This is a genomic window from Halovibrio salipaludis (genome assembly GCF_002286965.1).
Lineage (GTDB): Bacteria > Pseudomonadota > Gammaproteobacteria > Pseudomonadales > Oleiphilaceae > Halospina > Halospina salipaludis.
Window position 1 is genome coordinate 407,145 of the sequence record NZ_NSKD01000002.1, and the last position, 15,648, is coordinate 422,792.

Here is a 15,648-nt window from a genome sequence, read left to right on the forward strand (position 1 = left end):
TCAGAAGCGGCGTTCCGGAATCGTGATGATATCGCCGGGGATCAGCCGATGGTTGGTGCGGATATCCCCGTCATTCAGGATGGCGTCCAGATCCACTGGAATTGCCACAACCTCGTCTTCAAGCTGCCGGTACAGCGTGGCGGAATCCGCGTTGGCGAACTCGTTCAGTCCGCCGGCGCCCAGCACCACATCCATGATCGTCATACCCTCTCGGTATGGCTGGGACGTGGGCTGGCGCACAGCGCCGGTCACCCGGACCCGGTGGCTGAATTCGTGGCTGCCCATCTGGGTAACGATGACACTGACTTCAGGCTGGCGGATGTAAGGATCCAGACCCTGCTCAATCTTGCCCGCCAGATCTTCCGGGGTTTCGCCACTGGCGGATACATCGCCCACCAGCGGAACGGAGATCCGGCCGTCCGGGCGCACCGGGACCTGGACGCTGAGGTCCTCATTACGCCAGACAACGATCCTGAGGGTATCGGAAGGTCCGATCCGGTACTGCTCGACCGGCTCGGATTCGCGCTCAAGGGCTTTCTGAATGCGGTTCTGGGAAGAATAGGGTGTCCCCGAGCACCCCGCCATAAGCAGAAGTACCAGCGCCAGCAGGCCAACACCAAGACGTCGCACGCTGCACCTCCGTAACCGTGATTGTCCATTCTGACCGGAGCGTGATTCTGGCAGATGGACCCTGGCCTTTTCGGTGAAATGCATTACAGATTGCGCAGTCCGCATTATTGCGCTCCTTTCTTGAAAAGCACCACTTCCACTGTCTGCACCATTGTCAGGATGTCGAGAAGCAGGCTCTGATTCTTGATGTAATAGAGGTCATACCGGAGTTTCTCCCGGGTGTCCTCCTCGCTGTCCGCATAGGCGAAGCAAAGCTGCGCCCAGCCTGTCAGACCGGGTTTGACCCGGTGACGTTCACTGTAGAACGGGATACTTGCCGAAAGCTGGTCAACAAAGAACGGGCGCTCCGGCCGGGGCCCCACAAAGGCCATCTCGCCCTTGAGGACGTTGAAGATCTGTGGCAGCTCGTCGATACGGACTTTACGGATGACACGGCCAACCCGCGTGATCCGGTCATCGTCCTTCTGGGCCCAGACGGCGCCGCCCTTCTCCGCATCAGTGCCCATGGAGCGAAACTTGTGGACCCGGAAGATCCGACCGTTCAGCCCAACACGCTCCTGGCTGTAGAGCACCGGCGCTTTCAGGCCGTCCTCCAGCTTGATCGCAATCACCGTCAGAAGCATGAGCGGCCATGTAAGCGCCAGCAGGACCAGAGAGGCAGAGAGATCGATCAGGCGTTTACTCCATCGCGAAATGGCGGATAGTGAGAACCCTTCCGAGAACACCAGCCAGCCGGAGGTGATCATCTCCAGCGCCACCTTGCGGGTCTCCCGTTCATAGAAGCTGGCCCCCTCAATGATCCGTACCCCACGCATGCGGCACTCCAGGAGCCCCTCCATCGGGAGCCCACCGTGACGCCGGTCATCCACCGCAATCACGATCTCGTCAATCCGCAGGCGGTCAACCAGGGCAGGCAGATCCTCGCCTTTCTGTTGACGACACAGCCGATCCTCATCCACCTGCACTGAGTCCTCATTCGCAGGCAGGAATCCAACCAACACGAAGCCCTTGCGGTTCATGGGAGACTGCAGCTCCTGCTCCATCTGGTAAGCCCGCTGCCCTGCCCCCAGCATCAGGACCCGGCGACGGAAACGGTTCGCTCCGATCAGGCGGAAGAACAGGCTGCGGACGATACCCAGCATCAGGAAGCCGAAAACGGAGGCGGACGTCACGACCCCTTCGCCCCCGAGATACCAGAAGTAGTCCGGCAGCAGGAACGCCAGGACGTAGGAAAGTGGCAGGCTGAGGATCAGGGTCATGATGGTCCGGAGCATCATGCCGGTAAGGCCTTCCTCAAGCTTTGCCTGGTGAACCGCAAGCGCGACCATGACAACCAGGTTCACAAGCCCGAAGGCAACGGCCGAAGGCAGGACATAGGTCCAGTACTCGGCCAGCATGGCGGGATCGCCGAAATAGCGGAAGAACACCGCCAGGTAAAGGGCGAGCACCAGAGCCAGAAAATCAAGCAGCCCCAGAATCAGGAATGGGACATGAAGGTAATGTCGAAACAGACGGACGTGCGCCACAGCATCTCCTTCCTTGCGCCGTCACAGAGCGGGACAGCTGGCAGCACACCCTGTGCCACCGGGCCTGAAGCCCTGCTCAACTGATCTCAGTCTACACTGGATTAAATCAATTTCAATTTGTAACGCTTCTGGTTTTGAGGTTTTTCTCACTGTCTCGTCAACCCAGTCACCATGAGGCACAATATCCGCTCTTCATCAACGAGGGACAGCAGCAACATGGCAACCGTTCAGGACGTTCGGATCGGGATCATCGGGCTTGGTTACGTGGGACTGCCTCTGGCAGTGGAATTCGGCAGGCAGTATCCGACCGCCGGTTTTGACATCGACAGCCAGCGAATTGGCCAGCTCCAGGATGGGTTCGATGACACACGTGAGGTGGAACCCGAGGAGCTGGCGGCCTCGGAGCAGCTCCGGTTCTCCTCTGAACTGGAAAGCATCCGTGACTGCAATGTCTACATCGTAACCGTCCCCACACCGATCGACGCCTTCAAAACCCCCGATTTCGGGCCTCTGAGGGCTGCTTCCCGATCTGTCGCAAAGGTTCTCAGCAAGGGGGACACCGTGATCTACGAGTCCACGGTCTACCCCGGCGCCACCGAGGAAATCTGCATTCCCATCCTGGAAGCCGAATCCGGCCTGACCTTCAACCAGGATTTCTTCGCCGGCTACAGCCCCGAACGGATCAACCCGGGCGACAAGGAACACCGGGTCACCAGCATTCTCAAGGTCACATCCGGCTCCACGCCCGAGACAGCGCGCTTTGTTGATGACCTGTACGCCTCGGTTATTACGGCGGGCACCCATCTGGCCAGTTCCATCCGCGTGGCCGAAGCCGCCAAGGTCATTGAGAATACCCAGCGTGATGTGAACATTGCCCTGGTCAATGAACTGTCCCTGATTTTTGAGCGCCTGGGAATCGATACCGAGGAGGTTCTCCAGGCCGCCGGGACCAAGTGGAACTTCCTGCCCTTCCGCCCCGGGCTGGTGGGTGGCCACTGCATCGGTGTGGACCCCTATTACCTGACCCACAAGGCCCAGGCTGTCGGATACCACCCGGAGATGATCCTCTCCGGCCGGCGTCTCAATGACCGTATGGGGGCCGAGGTGGCCGAACGCGTGATCAAGATGATGACCCGTAGCCGCATCCAGGTGGTGGATTCCAATGTCCTGATCATGGGGCTGACGTTCAAGGAGAACTGCCCCGACATCCGTAATACCCGCGCCATCGACCTGGTCCACGAATTCCAAGACTACCATGCCAACGTTGACGTGTGGGACCCCTGGGCGGACGCGGACGAAGTCCGGGAGGAATACGGCATCGAACTGGTTAAGAACCCTGCCGAGGGGCATTACGACGCCATGATCCTCGCGGTGGGTCATCGGGACTTTGTAGCGCTCGGTGCGGAGAAGCTGCGAGCCCTGGGTAAGCCTGCCGGCTCCATACTGTTTGATGTTAAGTACGCACTGCCCAAGGAATCCGTCGACGGTCGACTCTGAAGCGCATCACCGGGTTGTCAGAATTCTTTACACTTCGGCATTTTCCGGTTCCGCTCCGGAACCGGAACGCTTTGATAGCACAACTAATTAATGATTTGGGGCCAAATACTGCATAACTCCGGGTGGACGTAATGTCTGATACTCAACTGGAGGAGTACGACAATGAAATTCACCCAATCAGCTCTCGCAATCGCCTGTGGTCTTGCTCTTTCAGTAGCAGCCCATGGCAGCTATATCGGCCTTGAAGACGCCAACAACCCGGATACATTTCAGGTTGATGACGGAAGCAACACCTATGACAAAGGTAAGAATGATTACGTGAACCAGAGTGGTTCCCTGATTGATGCCGGCGACGTTGTCGAGCAGGGCCGCAAGGTGGTCTCCACCTCAGCTGACAAGTTCCGTCTGACCTTCACCTACCTGTTCAAGGAAGCCGGCTGGACGAACTCCTTCTGGTACCAGGGATCCAAGCTTTTCGAGACTGGCACCAACAGCTACGGAGATTCACAGTCCTTCATCTATGACGGTGGCCTCAATGCCCTTGATTTCGCGTTCCAGACCCGCAACTACAGCAACACGCTGGTTAACAGCCTGAACAACGCGGATAACGACAGTCTGGTAGCCTATGACTTCTTCACCTATCAGGGAGATGGTTTCATTCTGCTCGGTCTGGATGACACAGGTGCGGGCCCGGACGACAACCACGATGATATGATCATCAAGGTGACTGCTACCAAGGTCCCGGAACCCGGCACCCTCGCGCTGCTCGGACTCGGCCTGGCTGGCCTTGGGCTTGGCTACCGCCGCCGCTCATAGACTGACCTGTTTGGTCAACGGTGCCCTCAAGGGCACCGTTCTTTCCTGCCTCAACCTGCCCTGTGATGCTTCCCACAAAATTAAGTGTCGGTAACTTTTACAGATTGGGCCAGATGCCTTTTTGTGATTGCACTTTAATCGCTTAAAAACAGGTATGTACATGGATGGCACATCTATTGCTACCACCCTCGTGTGCATTAGAACGAATTACTCAATAGGAGGAGTAATGACAATGACGTTTACCAAGAAATCACTGGCACTGGCATGTGGCCTGGCACTCGCCGGAGGCGCCCAGGCTTCCTTTATTGGCACAGCAGACGACGATCTCAATTCCACGGGGTCGTTTGCTTTAAGCGATTCCGACAATGATTACGTTTCACCAACCGCAGAGCTGCAGGATGGTTCCGTCGTGGATCAGGGGCGGAAGGTGGTATCCACGTCCAACGATGACTTCGTGCTGACGTTCACCTACCTGTTTAAAGATGCGGGTTACAACAATTCGTTCTGGTTCGAAGGCAATGAGATCTTCAATACCGCTTCGAGCTCTGTTGGTGATCAGTTCTCAACGATCTATTCAGGCGGTACCGGCACATTGGACCTCTTTTTCCAATCCATTCACGCCTATACCGGGAGCAATATCGGGTCAATCACGAACGAGCAGAACGATTCGGGGCCGACTCTTAATTCCCACGGCAAGCCCTATAACTTCTTCAGCTACCAGGACGGCAATGGTGCCATCCTTCTGGGCTTGGATGATGGAGGTGGCAGCGAGGACGGGGGTACGGACGTCGGCCACTCTGACGACGACAACCACGATGACATGATCATCAAGGTAACCGCTTCCAAGGTCCCGGAGCCCGGCACCCTGGCCCTGTTCGGGCTTGGCTTGGCGGGTCTTGGCCTGAGCTATCGTCGCCGCTCTTGATACCTTTTCCGGTGACAAGAAATAAAAACGGCGCCCCGAGGGGCGCCGTTTTTTATGAATACCGGATTACCGTCAGTTCATTTAACACCCTTCAAACAGGTCCATGAACTCGTTCACCGGCGTCTTCTCCAGCGTCTTCTGGTCCTTGCACAGGCTGAAGATCTGTTCGGAGCGCTTCTGGGTAAAGCGGGTCGCCAGGTTGTTGCGGAACTTCTGCTCCAGCAGCGGAATACCGTCTTTCCGGCGGCGGCGGTGCCCGATCGGGTATTCCACGGCCACGTTCTCGGTGCTGGACCCGTCCTTGAAGAAGACCTGGATCGCGTTGGCGATGGAGCGCTTATCCTCTTCCAGGTACTCGCGGGTATAACGCTCGTCTTCCTGCACTTCCATCTTGCCCCGGATCTCGTCGATGATGGGGTTGTTGGCGTGGAAGTCGTCCTCGTAGTGCTCGGCCGTCAGGTTGCCGAAGATCAGCGGCACGGCGGTCATGTACTGCAGGCAGTGGTCCCGGTCCGCGGCATTGGCCAGGTTGCCTTGCTTGGAGATGATGCGGATCGCGGATTCGTGGGTGGTGATTACGATCCGGTCGATCTCATCCAGCCGGTCCTTAACCTGCGGATGCAGTGTGACGGCCGCTTCGGCAGCGGTCTGGGCGTGGAATTCGGCCGGGAAGGAGATCTTGAACAGGACGTTCTCCATCACGTAGCTGCCGAAATCCTGCGGCAGCTTGAACTGGCGCTCCCCTTCCGGTTTGACCTGCTGGTCGCGGTTGGTCTTGCTGAACAGCACGTCGTAGAAGCCCCACTGCGGCGCGCTCAGGGCGCCCGGAATGCCCATTTCACCACGCTTGGCGATATCGGCCAGCCGTACGGCGCGGGAGGTGGCATCACCGGCCGCCCAGGACTTGCGGGAGCCCGCGTTGGGGGCGTGGCGGTAGGTGCGCAGGGACTGGCCATCAACCCAGGCGTGGGAGAGCGCGGCCATGATTTCTTCGCGATTGCAGCCCATGAGCTTGGCGGTCACCGCTGTGGAGGCGACCTTCACCAGAACCACGTGGTCAAGGCCAACGCGGTTGAACGAGTTCTCCAGTGCCAGCACGCCCTGGATCTCGTGGGCCATGATCATGCCCTCGATCACGTCGCGCATGGTCAGCGGGTCCTTGCCTTCAGCAACACGCTTCTGTGAGAGGTGATCGGCGATGGCCAGGATGCCGCCAAGGTTGTCGGACGGGTGACCCCATTCGGCGGCGAGCCAGGTGTCGTTGTAGTCGAGCCAGCGGATGATGCAGCCGATGTCCCAGGCGGCCTTGACCGGGTCCAGGCGGAAGGGGGTTCCGGGCACGCGCGCGCCGTTGGGGACCTGGGTGCCTTCAACGATGGGGCCGAGGTGCTTGGTGCACTCGGGGAAACGCAGGGCCAGCAGACCGCAGCCGAGGGTGTCCATCAGGCAGTTACGGGCGGTGTCCAGGGCTTCCTTGCTCTTGATGTTGTAGTCGAGGACGTAGTCCGCGATTTTCTGGATGATCTCGTCGTAGTCCGGGCGGACGTTGGATTCTACGTTGGCGCTCATAGTGATTCCTTTATGGAGGTCCTGATAAAACCAGATTGCTGATTCATTGCAGGAAGCGCTCGGGGACCTCTCCCCGGGAACCGCTATGAATCCATCCCTGGACGCTACGCGGTCGCCATCCATGGCGACCGAGTTTCCCGGTGAGAGGTCCCCGACCACTTCCCTCGGAAGTGGACGTAAGGTCCAGCGTTTTTACCGCTCGTCGATCGGCAGCCACTCCTGGTGCTCAGGGCCGGTGTAGTCGGCGCTCGGGCGGATGATGCGGTTGTTGGCGCGCTGCTCCTTCACGTGGGCCGTCCAGCCTGAAACACGCGACATCAGGAAGATGGGCGTGAACAGCTTGGTCGGGATGTTCATGAAGAAGTACGCGGAGGCGTGGAAGAAGTCCGCATTCGGGAACAGCTTCTTCTCGCGCCACATGACCTCTTCGCACCGCTCGGAGATGTCGTAGAGGCTGGTGTCGCCGTAATCCTCGGCCAGTGCGTGGGACCATTTCTTGATGATGGCGTTACGCGGGTCGGCATCGCGGTACACGGCATGACCAAAGCCCATGATCTTGTCCTTGCGCTCCAGCATCCCGAGGAGTTTCTCCTCGGCGTCATCCGGGTCGTTGAAGCCTTCGATCATTTCCATAGCAGCTTCATTGGCACCGCCGTGGAGCGGGCCGCGCAGGCTGCCGATGGCGCCGGTGACGCAGGAGTGAATGTCCGAAAGCGTGGAGGCGCATACCCTGGCGGTGAAGGTGGATGCGTTGAACTCGTGCTCGGCGTAGAGGATGAGCGAGACGTTCATCACATCGGCGTGCAGCTGGCTGGGCTTACGCCCGTGTAGCATGTGCAGGAAGTGGGAGCCGATGGTGTCGTCGTCCAGGTCGGTGTCGATGCGCACGCCGTCGTGGCTGTAGCGGTACCAGTAACAGATGACGGCGGGGAGTGCCGCGAGCATGCGGTCGATGTGGTCATCCTGCTCGTCAAAGCTCTGTTCGGTCTCGAGGTTGCCCAGCATGGAGCAGCCGGTGCGCATCACATCCATGGGGTGAGCGTCCGCCGGAATCCGCTCCAGCACCTCTTTAAGGGCATCCGGCAGGTGACGCTTGCCCGCCAGGCGCTTTCTGTAGGCTTCAAGTTCCCGCTGGTTGGGCAGATGACCGTGGATCAGCAGGTGCGCCACTTCCTCGAACTGGGCATTGTTGGCCAGATCAGTGATGTCGTAGCCGCGGTACGTAAGGCCAGTACCGGTCTTGCCGACGGTGCAGAGTGCGGTCTCCCCTGCTACCTGGCCACGCAGGCCAGCGCCACCTTGTGGTTTATCGCTCATGGTTCTTTCCTCTCACCTGTCATGCTTTTTGTTGCTGCTAGTTTTTCTGCGCAAAAAGTTCGTCGAGCTTGGCCTCGAATTCGTGATAGTCGAGGAAGTCATAGAGCTCGTCACGGGTCTGCATCTGGTCCACAACGGCCTTCTGGTCGCCGTCGTTGAGAATGTGCTGGTACACGTTGAGCGCGGCCTGGTTCATGGCCCGGAAGGCGCTGAGCGGGTACAGCACCATGCCTACGCCCACATCCGCCAGTTCCTGCCGATTGAACAGCGGCGTCTTGCCGAACTCGGTGATGTTGGCCAGAACAGGCACATCCAGCTCCTCGACAAAGGCCCGGTAGTCCTCAAGATCCGCCACCGCTTCCGCGAAGATGGCATCCGCTCCGGCCTCCACGCAGGCCTGGGCGCGGTCAATCGCGGCATCGCGACCTTCCTGGGCGAACGCGTCAGTACGGGCGATGATGAAGAAATCCGGATCCTGCCGGGCATCGGCCGCAGCCTTTACCCGGTCAACCATCTCGTCCTTTGAGACGATCTCCTTGTTCGGCCGGTGACCGCAGCGCTTCTGGGCCACCTGATCCTCAATGTGCACAGCGGCCACCCCGGCGCGCTCCATCTCGCGGATGGTGCGGGCGATGTTGAGTGCCCCGCCCCAGCCCGTGTCGATATCCACAAGCAGCGGGATGTTCGATGCGGCCGTGATGCGGCGTGCATCCTCGACCACGTCGTTCATGGTGGTCATGCCCAGATCCGGCAGGCCGAAGGAGGCGTTGGCGACGCCACCGCCGGAAAGATAGATGGCCCTGTGGCCGCTCTTCTCGGCCATGATGGCGGTGTAGGCATTGATGGTGCCGACGATCTGCAGCGGCTGGTCGGTCAGCGCATCGCGGAAACGCTTACCGGGGGAACGGGAATCTGTCATGAGAGCACCTGTCGTGTCGGATCTCTGTAAATGGGGCTGTCAGCACGGAATACTCGTGACTCAGCGCACAACTGTCAATCACCCTGCGTTGCCGATCAGCCTTGGCTCAATTTCCAGCGCCACGCCAAAACGCGCCCGCACGTCCTCCCGGATGCGCTCGGCCAGCGCCAGCAGTTCCGCCCCGGACCCATTGCCATGATGGATCAGGACCAGAGCCTGTTTCGAATGCACCCCGACGTGCGCCTCCCGGTGCCCTTTCCAGCCGCACTGCTCAATCAGCCATCCGGCCGCCAGTTTGACCCCGGCGGGATCCGGATGGGCCACCAGTTCCGGAAACCGCTGCTTCAACGCATCACCTGTGGCCTGATCCACCACCGGGTTCTTGAAGAAACTGCCGGCATTGGGCAGTACAGCAGGATCCGGTAGTTTCGCCAGGCGGATGCGACTGACAAGGTCGGCGATGGCCTCCGGCGTCAGCTCCTGCTGCGGGTCGTCATAATCCGCAACTTCCCGCGCAAGCTCGCCGTAATCCAACCGGAACGCCGCCGAGCGCGACAGGCGCACCCGTACGCGCACAATGATGAAGCGCTCGGGGTCCCGCTTGAACAGGCTGTCCCGGTAGCCGAACTCGCACGCTTCCGGTCCCAGGGTCCGGAAGCGCCCTTCCCGCCGGTCCCAGGCGTCGAGGCTTTCGAACACATCGCTCAGTTCCCGGCCATAGGCCCCGATGTTCTGGATGGGCGCCGCTCCCACGGTTCCCGGTATCAGGGCCAGGTTCTCAAGCCCACGATACCCTATGGCGGCGGCGTAACGGACCACCGAATCCCAGTTCTCACCGGCCCCCAGACTCAGGATGGCCTGGTCATCATCAAGAACCTGCCACTGGCGTTCATGGATGGCCATGCCGAGCACCACGCCATTGATATCCGAGCGCAGCACCACGTTGCTGCCGCCGCCCAGGACCTGAACCGGCAGCCTCTGGGCGTCCGCCCACTCCAGCAGCTCCGGAAGAACCTCCGGGTCCACGATGTGGGCGAACCACTGGGCGTGACCCGGCAGCCGCAGGGTATTGCATGGCTGAAGGTCGACCCCCTGTTCAAGAACCCCCTGGTTCATAGGCCATGCCGCGTACGCAACTCGGCAAGCAGACCCTCGCCCGCATCCGTGATCAGGTCCAGAACCCGCGCAAAGCCGGATTCCCCACCATAGTAAGGATCGGGGACCTCCTGGGTGTCCGCATGGCGGGCGTAGCTGAGAAACAGCTCCACCGACGCATCCGCATTGGGCGGCGCCATGGCACGCAGATCCCCGTGGTTGGCAAGGTCCATCGCCAGGATGTGGTCAAAGGTGTAGAAATCCTCCAGCGAGACCTGGCGTGCCCGCTGGTCCGTCAGGTCAATGCCGCGCTGGCGGGCGGCGTCGGTGGCCCGGGGATCCGGGGATTTACCCACATGCCAGTGTCCTGTGCCTGCGGAATCGATCCGGATACGGTCCTGCAGCCCGGCCTCCTGCAGCTGCTTTGCAAACACGCCCTGGGCCGTGGGTGAGCGGCAGATATTGCCGAGGCACACAAACAGAATGGAAACCGGTTGTGTCATAGTGCGTCACTCCTGATGGGGTGATGGGCCGGCAAGGCGTGCACGGACCCGTTCCAGGTCCGCTTCGGTATCCACCCCTGCCGGCGGGGTCTGTTCAGCAATGCCCACCTGGATCCGCGCGCCGTGCCAGAGCGCCCGCAGCTGCTCCAGGGATTCCGCGCGTTCCAGCGGCGCCGGCTGCCAGCCCACGAACTGGTGCAGCAGGCTGACCCGGTAGGCATAGAGGCCGATGTGGCGGTACCAGCCGGCTGTCTCCGGCACCCGTTCCATGCGGCGCTGGTCCTCGAAGGTCTCCCGGTCCCAGGGAATGGGCGCTCGGGAGAAATAGAGCGCCCGCCCGGCTTCATCCATGACCACTTTCACGGCATTGGGATTGAAGAGTTCCTTCGGGTCCCTGATGGGCTCACAGAGGGTGGCGATAGCGGCATCCGGGGCGCCCTCGAGCAGCCCGGCCACCTGGTTGATCAGCCCGGCGGGCAGCAGCGGCTCATCCCCCTGGACATTGACGACGATCGCATCGTCCTCCAGTCCCAGTGTGGTGGCCACCTCCTGCAGGCGATCCGTGCCCGAGGGATGATCATTCCGGGTCATGACGGCCTCGCCACCAAAGCCCCGGACCGCCTCACCAATGCGCTCGGAGTCGGTAGCAATGATCACCCTGCCCGCTCCGCTTTCCGCGGCCCGGTCCCAGACGTGCTGGATCATGGGCCGGCCACCGATGTCCGCCAGGGGCTTGCCCGGCAGGCGGCTGGAGGCGTAACGGGCGGGGATGACGACAGTGAAGGCCATGGGGGATCCGCTCAGCGTACCGGCGTAAGCCGTTCGTCAGTGGTCAGGGTGCGGGCTTCCTCGGGCAGCATTACGGGGATGCCCTCACGGATGGGGAACGCCATGGCATCATTGCGGCAGATGAGTTCCTGCGCCTCGGCGTCGTAGATGAGCTTGCCGTGGCACACAGGGCAGGCAAGAAGTGCGATCTGGCGTTTATCCATGGGTTCTGTCCTTCCCCGGCTGTTCAAGCTGTTGATCCAGTTCGGCCACCAGTGCGGCGTCCGGCCTGGCGATCACGTCCAGGACCCAGACATCGTCACCGGCGATTGCGCGGCATTTTACGCCATCCTTGGCGGTCATCACGACCGGTCCATGTGGAAAGTCCAGGTCATCCGCGCGGAAACGATGGTGGTCGTCGAACGGATGGGGAATGACCCGGGCACCGAGGCCGTTAAGCGTATCAAAGAAACGCGCGGGGTTCCCTATCCCGGCGACCGCGTTCACGACGCGCCCGCTGAGCCATTCCAGGTCCCGGGTCTCACCGCTGTTCAGGTTGCGCAGCACTGTTGGCACCAGGGTCACTGCGTAGCACTGCTTAGCGCCCGGCAACCCGCCCCGGAACGTAGCGTGCTCCGGTTGGCCCGTGGTCAGGCAGAAATCCACCGACCGTACCCGTTCCAGCGGTTCACGCAGCGGGCCCACCGGCATCAGTGCCCCGTTGCCGATACCCCGGGCGCCATCGAAAATGCAGAACTCCAGGGTCCTCGCCAGGGCGTAGTGCTGCAGGCCGTCATCACAGACCAGCACATCCCCCAGCTTTTCATGTTCCGCATACGCTGCGGAGCGGGCGCGTCTGGGATCCACGAGAACCAGGACACCGGTCTGCTGTGCCAGCATCACCGGCTCATCACCACAGGCCGCGGGGTCCGAGTCGGGGCCCACGGCACAGGGATAGTGATCCGGCCTGGCGCCATAGCCCCGGCTGAGGATGACCGGGCGCCACCCCTGCGCTTTCAGATGGCTTACCAGCCAGGCCGTGAAGGGGGATTTGCCGGTACCGCCAACCGTGATGTTGCCGACAACCAGTACCGGTAACGGGGAATGATGGACAGGGCGCCGCCCATTCCGGTAAGCCCTGCGGCGCCGGTTCACCAGCCAGCCGTAAAGCCACGCCAGCGGTGCAAGCCATCCCAGGGGGCGTCTATCCGTATACCAGAGGCGTTCCAGCGTATCCCCCATAGTCCGCGGCCCTGTGCTCAGGCGTCGTCTGAGAACTGGAGGCGGTGCAGCGCCGCGTAGGCCCCGTCATGCTCAATCAGCTCGCGGTGGCTGCCGATCTCCACTAGACGCCCACCGTCCATGACCGCGATCCGATCCGCGGATTCGATGGTCGAAAGACGATGGGCAATCACCAGCGTGGTCCGCCCGGCCATGACCTCTTCCAGCGCCTCCTGGATATGACGCTCGGACTCGGTATCCAGCGCGGAGGTGGCCTCGTCCAGGATCAGGATCGGGGCATCCTTGATCAGGGCCCGGGCGATCGCCAGGCGCTGGCGCTGACCACCGGACAGCAGGACACCATTATCCCCGACCATGGTGTCAAAACCCTGGGGCAGATCCTCGATGAACGACAGCGCATGGGCCTTGCGTGCCGCCTCCCGCACGACATCCCGGCTGGCGCCGCTCATCTCACCATAGGCAATGTTATTGGCCACGGTATCGTTGAACAGGACCACGCTCTGGGTCACCAGCGCGATCTGGCGCCGCAGTGCTTCGAGTTTGAAGTCCCTTACGGAGACATCGTCGATCCGGATATCCCCATCCGTCAGCTCGTAGAACCGCGGGATCAGGCTCACCAGGGTGGACTTGCCGCTGCCCGAGCGGCCCACCAGCGCCAGGGTCTCCCCCGCCGCCACGTTCAGGTTGATCCCCTTGAGCACGTATTCGTACTGCTCCTGGTAATGGAACCACAGATCCTGGAAATCGATGCGGCCATCCACGCGGCCCGGATCCCGGGTCCCGGTGTCCTCTTCCTCGGGGTAGTCGATGCTTTCGAAAATACTCTGGGACGCCGCGATCCCCTTCTGGATCTTGGCGTGGACCGACGTCAGCTGGCGCACCGGCTTGGCCATGGTGGAGGCGGCGGTAATGAAGGCAACGAACTGGCCGGTGGTCATGGTGTCCTGAAATTCCGGCGACAGCGCCACCCAGATCAGGGCACCGATCGCCAGTGACACCAGCACCTGGACCACGGGCGTACTGATGGCCTGGGTTTTGGCCATCTTCAGGCTCTGGCGCAGGTTATCCCAGCTGACCTTGCGGAAGCGGCTGGACTCCCTCTCCGCGCCGCCGAAGGTGCGCACCACCCGGTAACCGGTGATCGCTTCCGAAGAAACATGGGTCACGTCCCCCATGGAATACTGGATCCGGCGGCTGATGGTCCGGAAACGCCGGCTCACATAGCTGATGATCCAACCGATCAACGGCCCCACCGCCAGGAACAGCAGCGTCAGTTTCCAGTTGGTGTAGAACATGAACCCGAGCAGGCCCACGACGGTCAGCCCCTCGCGCAGGATGATGGTCACGGCCTCGGTGGCGGCGTCCGTCACCTGCTCAATGTTGAAGGTGATCTTGGAGACCAGGTGCCCGGAGGATGTCTGGTCATAGAACCGTGAGGGGACCCGCATAAGGTGGTCGAACACCTGCACGCGCATCACATTGACGATGTTCCGCCCGACATAGTTCATGTAGTACTTGCTGAGGAAGAAACCAACGCCCCGGATCGTGAACACACCGATGATCAGCAGCGGCAGGAAGCGCCGGTTCTCCGGCGTCGGGTTCTGCAGCGCCTCGATCACGAACTCCATGGACCAGGCCATGGCCGTGGAGGCGCCGGCGTAAATGGCATTCCCCAGGGTCGCGACGGCAAACGCCACCCAGAACGGAATCGCGTACCGCAGGAGTCGTTTATAGACCTGCCAGTTGGTCAGGTCTGAGATTTCGGAGTCATTCGCCATTGGCGTCGGGGCTGTTCTGGGTGCTGATGCTCAGGCCGGTGAACCCGAGACTGCCGGCCACGTCCATGGCGCGTACGACCAGCTCGTGGCGGGCATCGGCATCGGCGGTGATGATGAACGGAAGCTCGGTATTACCGTCGGCCACACTCTGGATGCGTTCATTCAGAGCCTGGCGTTCAACGCCCTCAAGGCGTTCGCCGTTGATGGAGTAGACACCATCGGCACTGATCTCCACTTCAATGCGCTTGTTTTCCTGCTCCGCCTCGGTTCCCTCGGCCTCGGGCAGGTCGATCTGGAGCTCAGTCTCACGCGTGAAGGTGGTTGAGACCATGAAGAAGATCAGCAGCAGGAACACCACGTCGATCAGTGGCGTGAGGTTAACCGAAACCTCCTGTTGCGACTGACGCCGGAACTTCACTGCTCACCGCCCTCGTCGACAATGATGTCACGGTCACCGTGCACCACCTCCACCAGCTTGATCGCCTCCTGTTCCATGTTGACGACCATCTCGTCCACGCGGCGGATGAAGAAACGGTGGAAGATCAGCGCCGGGATGGCCACGGTCAGACCCGCCGCCGTGGTGATCAGGGCCTCGGAAATGCCGCCGGCCAGAACGCCGGGGTCGCCCACGCCGGCCAGCTGGATCTGGGAGAACACCTTGATCATACCGATGACCGTACCCAGTAGACCCAGCAGGGGCGTGATGACCGCGATCGTCCCCAGCGGGTTGAGGAAGCGCTCAAGCTCGTGCACCACCTGGGAGGCCTCGTGCTCGATGCTCTCCTTCATGATGTCGCGGCCATGCTTGGCGTTGCTCAGCCCGGCCGCCATGATCCGGCCGATGGGCGAGGATTCCTGGATCGCCTTGAGCCGGCGCGAGTTCAGTTCCTTTTTCTTGATCAGCCGCCAGAGCTCATTGGTGGTCGCCGCCGGCGCCACACGGCTGATCCGAAGCGCATAGAACCGCTCAATGATGATGGCCAGCGCCAGGATGGAACAGATCAGCAGCGGAATCATGATGAATCCGCCGGGCCTCAGAAGCTCGAGCACACGCCTTCTCCAT

At 61.1% G+C, this 15,648-nt stretch carries 16 protein-coding genes; 3 read left to right on the forward strand and 13 right to left on the reverse strand.

The window, feature by feature from the left end; genetic code table 11:
• Nucleotides 1–630: an XrtA/PEP-CTERM system exopolysaccharide export protein gene (locus CK501_RS06600; RefSeq protein WP_233128855.1), complete on the reverse strand. Its 630-nt coding sequence runs from the start codon at nucleotides 628–630 to the stop codon at nucleotides 1–3.
• 104 nt (nucleotides 631–734) lie between these two features.
• The gene (locus CK501_RS06605; protein ID WP_095616950.1) at nucleotides 735–2,156 is read right to left on the reverse strand and encodes a TIGR03013 family XrtA/PEP-CTERM system glycosyltransferase; all 1,422 of its coding nucleotides are present in this window, start codon (nucleotides 2,154–2,156) and stop codon (nucleotides 735–737) included.
• 216 nt (nucleotides 2,157–2,372) lie between these two features.
• Between CK501_RS06605 and tviB the strand changes: the two genes are divergently transcribed.
• From tviB to CK501_RS06620, 3 genes are all read left to right on the forward strand, one after another.
• Nucleotides 2,373–3,653 carry a Vi polysaccharide biosynthesis UDP-N-acetylglucosamine C-6 dehydrogenase TviB gene (tviB, locus tag CK501_RS06610; protein ID WP_095616951.1) on the forward strand — a complete coding sequence of 427 codons (1,281 nt, stop codon included), beginning with the start codon at nucleotides 2,373–2,375 and terminating at the stop codon, nucleotides 3,651–3,653.
• A gap of 162 nt (nucleotides 3,654–3,815) precedes the next feature.
• Nucleotides 3,816–4,469, forward strand: coding sequence for a PEP-CTERM sorting domain-containing protein (locus CK501_RS16870; RefSeq protein WP_095616952.1), 654 nt, complete (start codon nucleotides 3,816–3,818; stop codon nucleotides 4,467–4,469).
• 232 nt (nucleotides 4,470–4,701) lie between these two features.
• Nucleotides 4,702–5,394, forward strand: a complete 693-nt coding sequence (locus CK501_RS06620; RefSeq protein WP_198949418.1) for a PEP-CTERM sorting domain-containing protein — start codon at nucleotides 4,702–4,704, stop codon at nucleotides 5,392–5,394.
• Nucleotides 5,395–5,475: 81 nt separating this feature from the next.
• Here the strand turns inward: CK501_RS06620 and prpD are convergent, their stop codons facing one another.
• The 11 genes from prpD to CK501_RS06675 form a co-directional block, all read right to left on the reverse strand.
• Complete coding sequence (gene prpD, locus CK501_RS06625) at nucleotides 5,476–6,963, reverse strand: 2-methylcitrate dehydratase (RefSeq protein WP_095616954.1); 1,488 nt, start codon at nucleotides 6,961–6,963, stop codon at nucleotides 5,476–5,478.
• A 192-nt stretch (nucleotides 6,964–7,155) separates the two neighbouring features.
• On the reverse strand, nucleotides 7,156–8,280 hold the full coding sequence (gene prpC / locus CK501_RS06630) for a bifunctional 2-methylcitrate synthase/citrate synthase (RefSeq protein ID WP_095616955.1): 1,125 nt from the start codon (nucleotides 8,278–8,280) through the stop codon (nucleotides 7,156–7,158).
• A gap of 37 nt (nucleotides 8,281–8,317) precedes the next feature.
• On the reverse strand, nucleotides 8,318–9,199 hold the full coding sequence (gene prpB / locus CK501_RS06635; protein WP_095616956.1) for a methylisocitrate lyase: 882 nt from the start codon (nucleotides 9,197–9,199) through the stop codon (nucleotides 8,318–8,320).
• A gap of 78 nt (nucleotides 9,200–9,277) precedes the next feature.
• Nucleotides 9,278–10,315 (reverse strand): UDP-N-acetylmuramate dehydrogenase, encoded by a 1,038-nt coding sequence (gene murB, locus CK501_RS06640; protein WP_095616957.1) that lies wholly within the window; start codon nucleotides 10,313–10,315, stop codon nucleotides 9,278–9,280.
• A complete protein-coding gene (locus CK501_RS06645; RefSeq protein ID WP_095616958.1) occupies nucleotides 10,312–10,797 on the reverse strand; it encodes a low molecular weight protein-tyrosine-phosphatase in 486 nt (161 codons plus the stop codon). Before CK501_RS06645 ends, murB begins: the two co-directional genes overlap by 4 nt.
• 6 nt (nucleotides 10,798–10,803) lie before the next feature.
• Nucleotides 10,804–11,586 (reverse strand): 3-deoxy-manno-octulosonate cytidylyltransferase, encoded by a 783-nt coding sequence (gene kdsB, locus CK501_RS06650; protein ID WP_095616959.1) that lies wholly within the window; start codon nucleotides 11,584–11,586, stop codon nucleotides 10,804–10,806.
• 11 nt (nucleotides 11,587–11,597) lie between these two features.
• Nucleotides 11,598–11,789: a Trm112 family protein gene (locus CK501_RS06655; RefSeq protein WP_077531461.1), complete on the reverse strand. Its 192-nt coding sequence runs from the start codon at nucleotides 11,787–11,789 to the stop codon at nucleotides 11,598–11,600.
• On the reverse strand, nucleotides 11,782–12,807 hold the full coding sequence (lpxK, locus tag CK501_RS06660; protein ID WP_095616960.1) for a tetraacyldisaccharide 4'-kinase: 1,026 nt from the start codon (nucleotides 12,805–12,807) through the stop codon (nucleotides 11,782–11,784). The genes CK501_RS06655 and lpxK overlap by 8 nt, the downstream gene beginning before the upstream one ends.
• 17 nt (nucleotides 12,808–12,824) lie before the next feature.
• The gene (gene msbA / locus CK501_RS06665; RefSeq protein WP_095616961.1) at nucleotides 12,825–14,585 is read right to left on the reverse strand and encodes a lipid A export permease/ATP-binding protein MsbA; all 1,761 of its coding nucleotides are present in this window, start codon (nucleotides 14,583–14,585) and stop codon (nucleotides 12,825–12,827) included.
• Nucleotides 14,575–15,003: an ExbD/TolR family protein gene (locus CK501_RS06670; RefSeq protein ID WP_095616962.1), complete on the reverse strand. Its 429-nt coding sequence runs from the start codon at nucleotides 15,001–15,003 to the stop codon at nucleotides 14,575–14,577. Before CK501_RS06670 ends, msbA begins: the two co-directional genes overlap by 11 nt.
• The gene (locus tag CK501_RS06675) at nucleotides 15,000–15,635 is read right to left on the reverse strand and encodes a MotA/TolQ/ExbB proton channel family protein (RefSeq protein ID WP_077531465.1); all 636 of its coding nucleotides are present in this window, start codon (nucleotides 15,633–15,635) and stop codon (nucleotides 15,000–15,002) included. The genes CK501_RS06670 and CK501_RS06675 overlap by 4 nt, the downstream gene beginning before the upstream one ends.
• Nucleotides 15,636–15,648 lie beyond the last annotated feature (13 nt).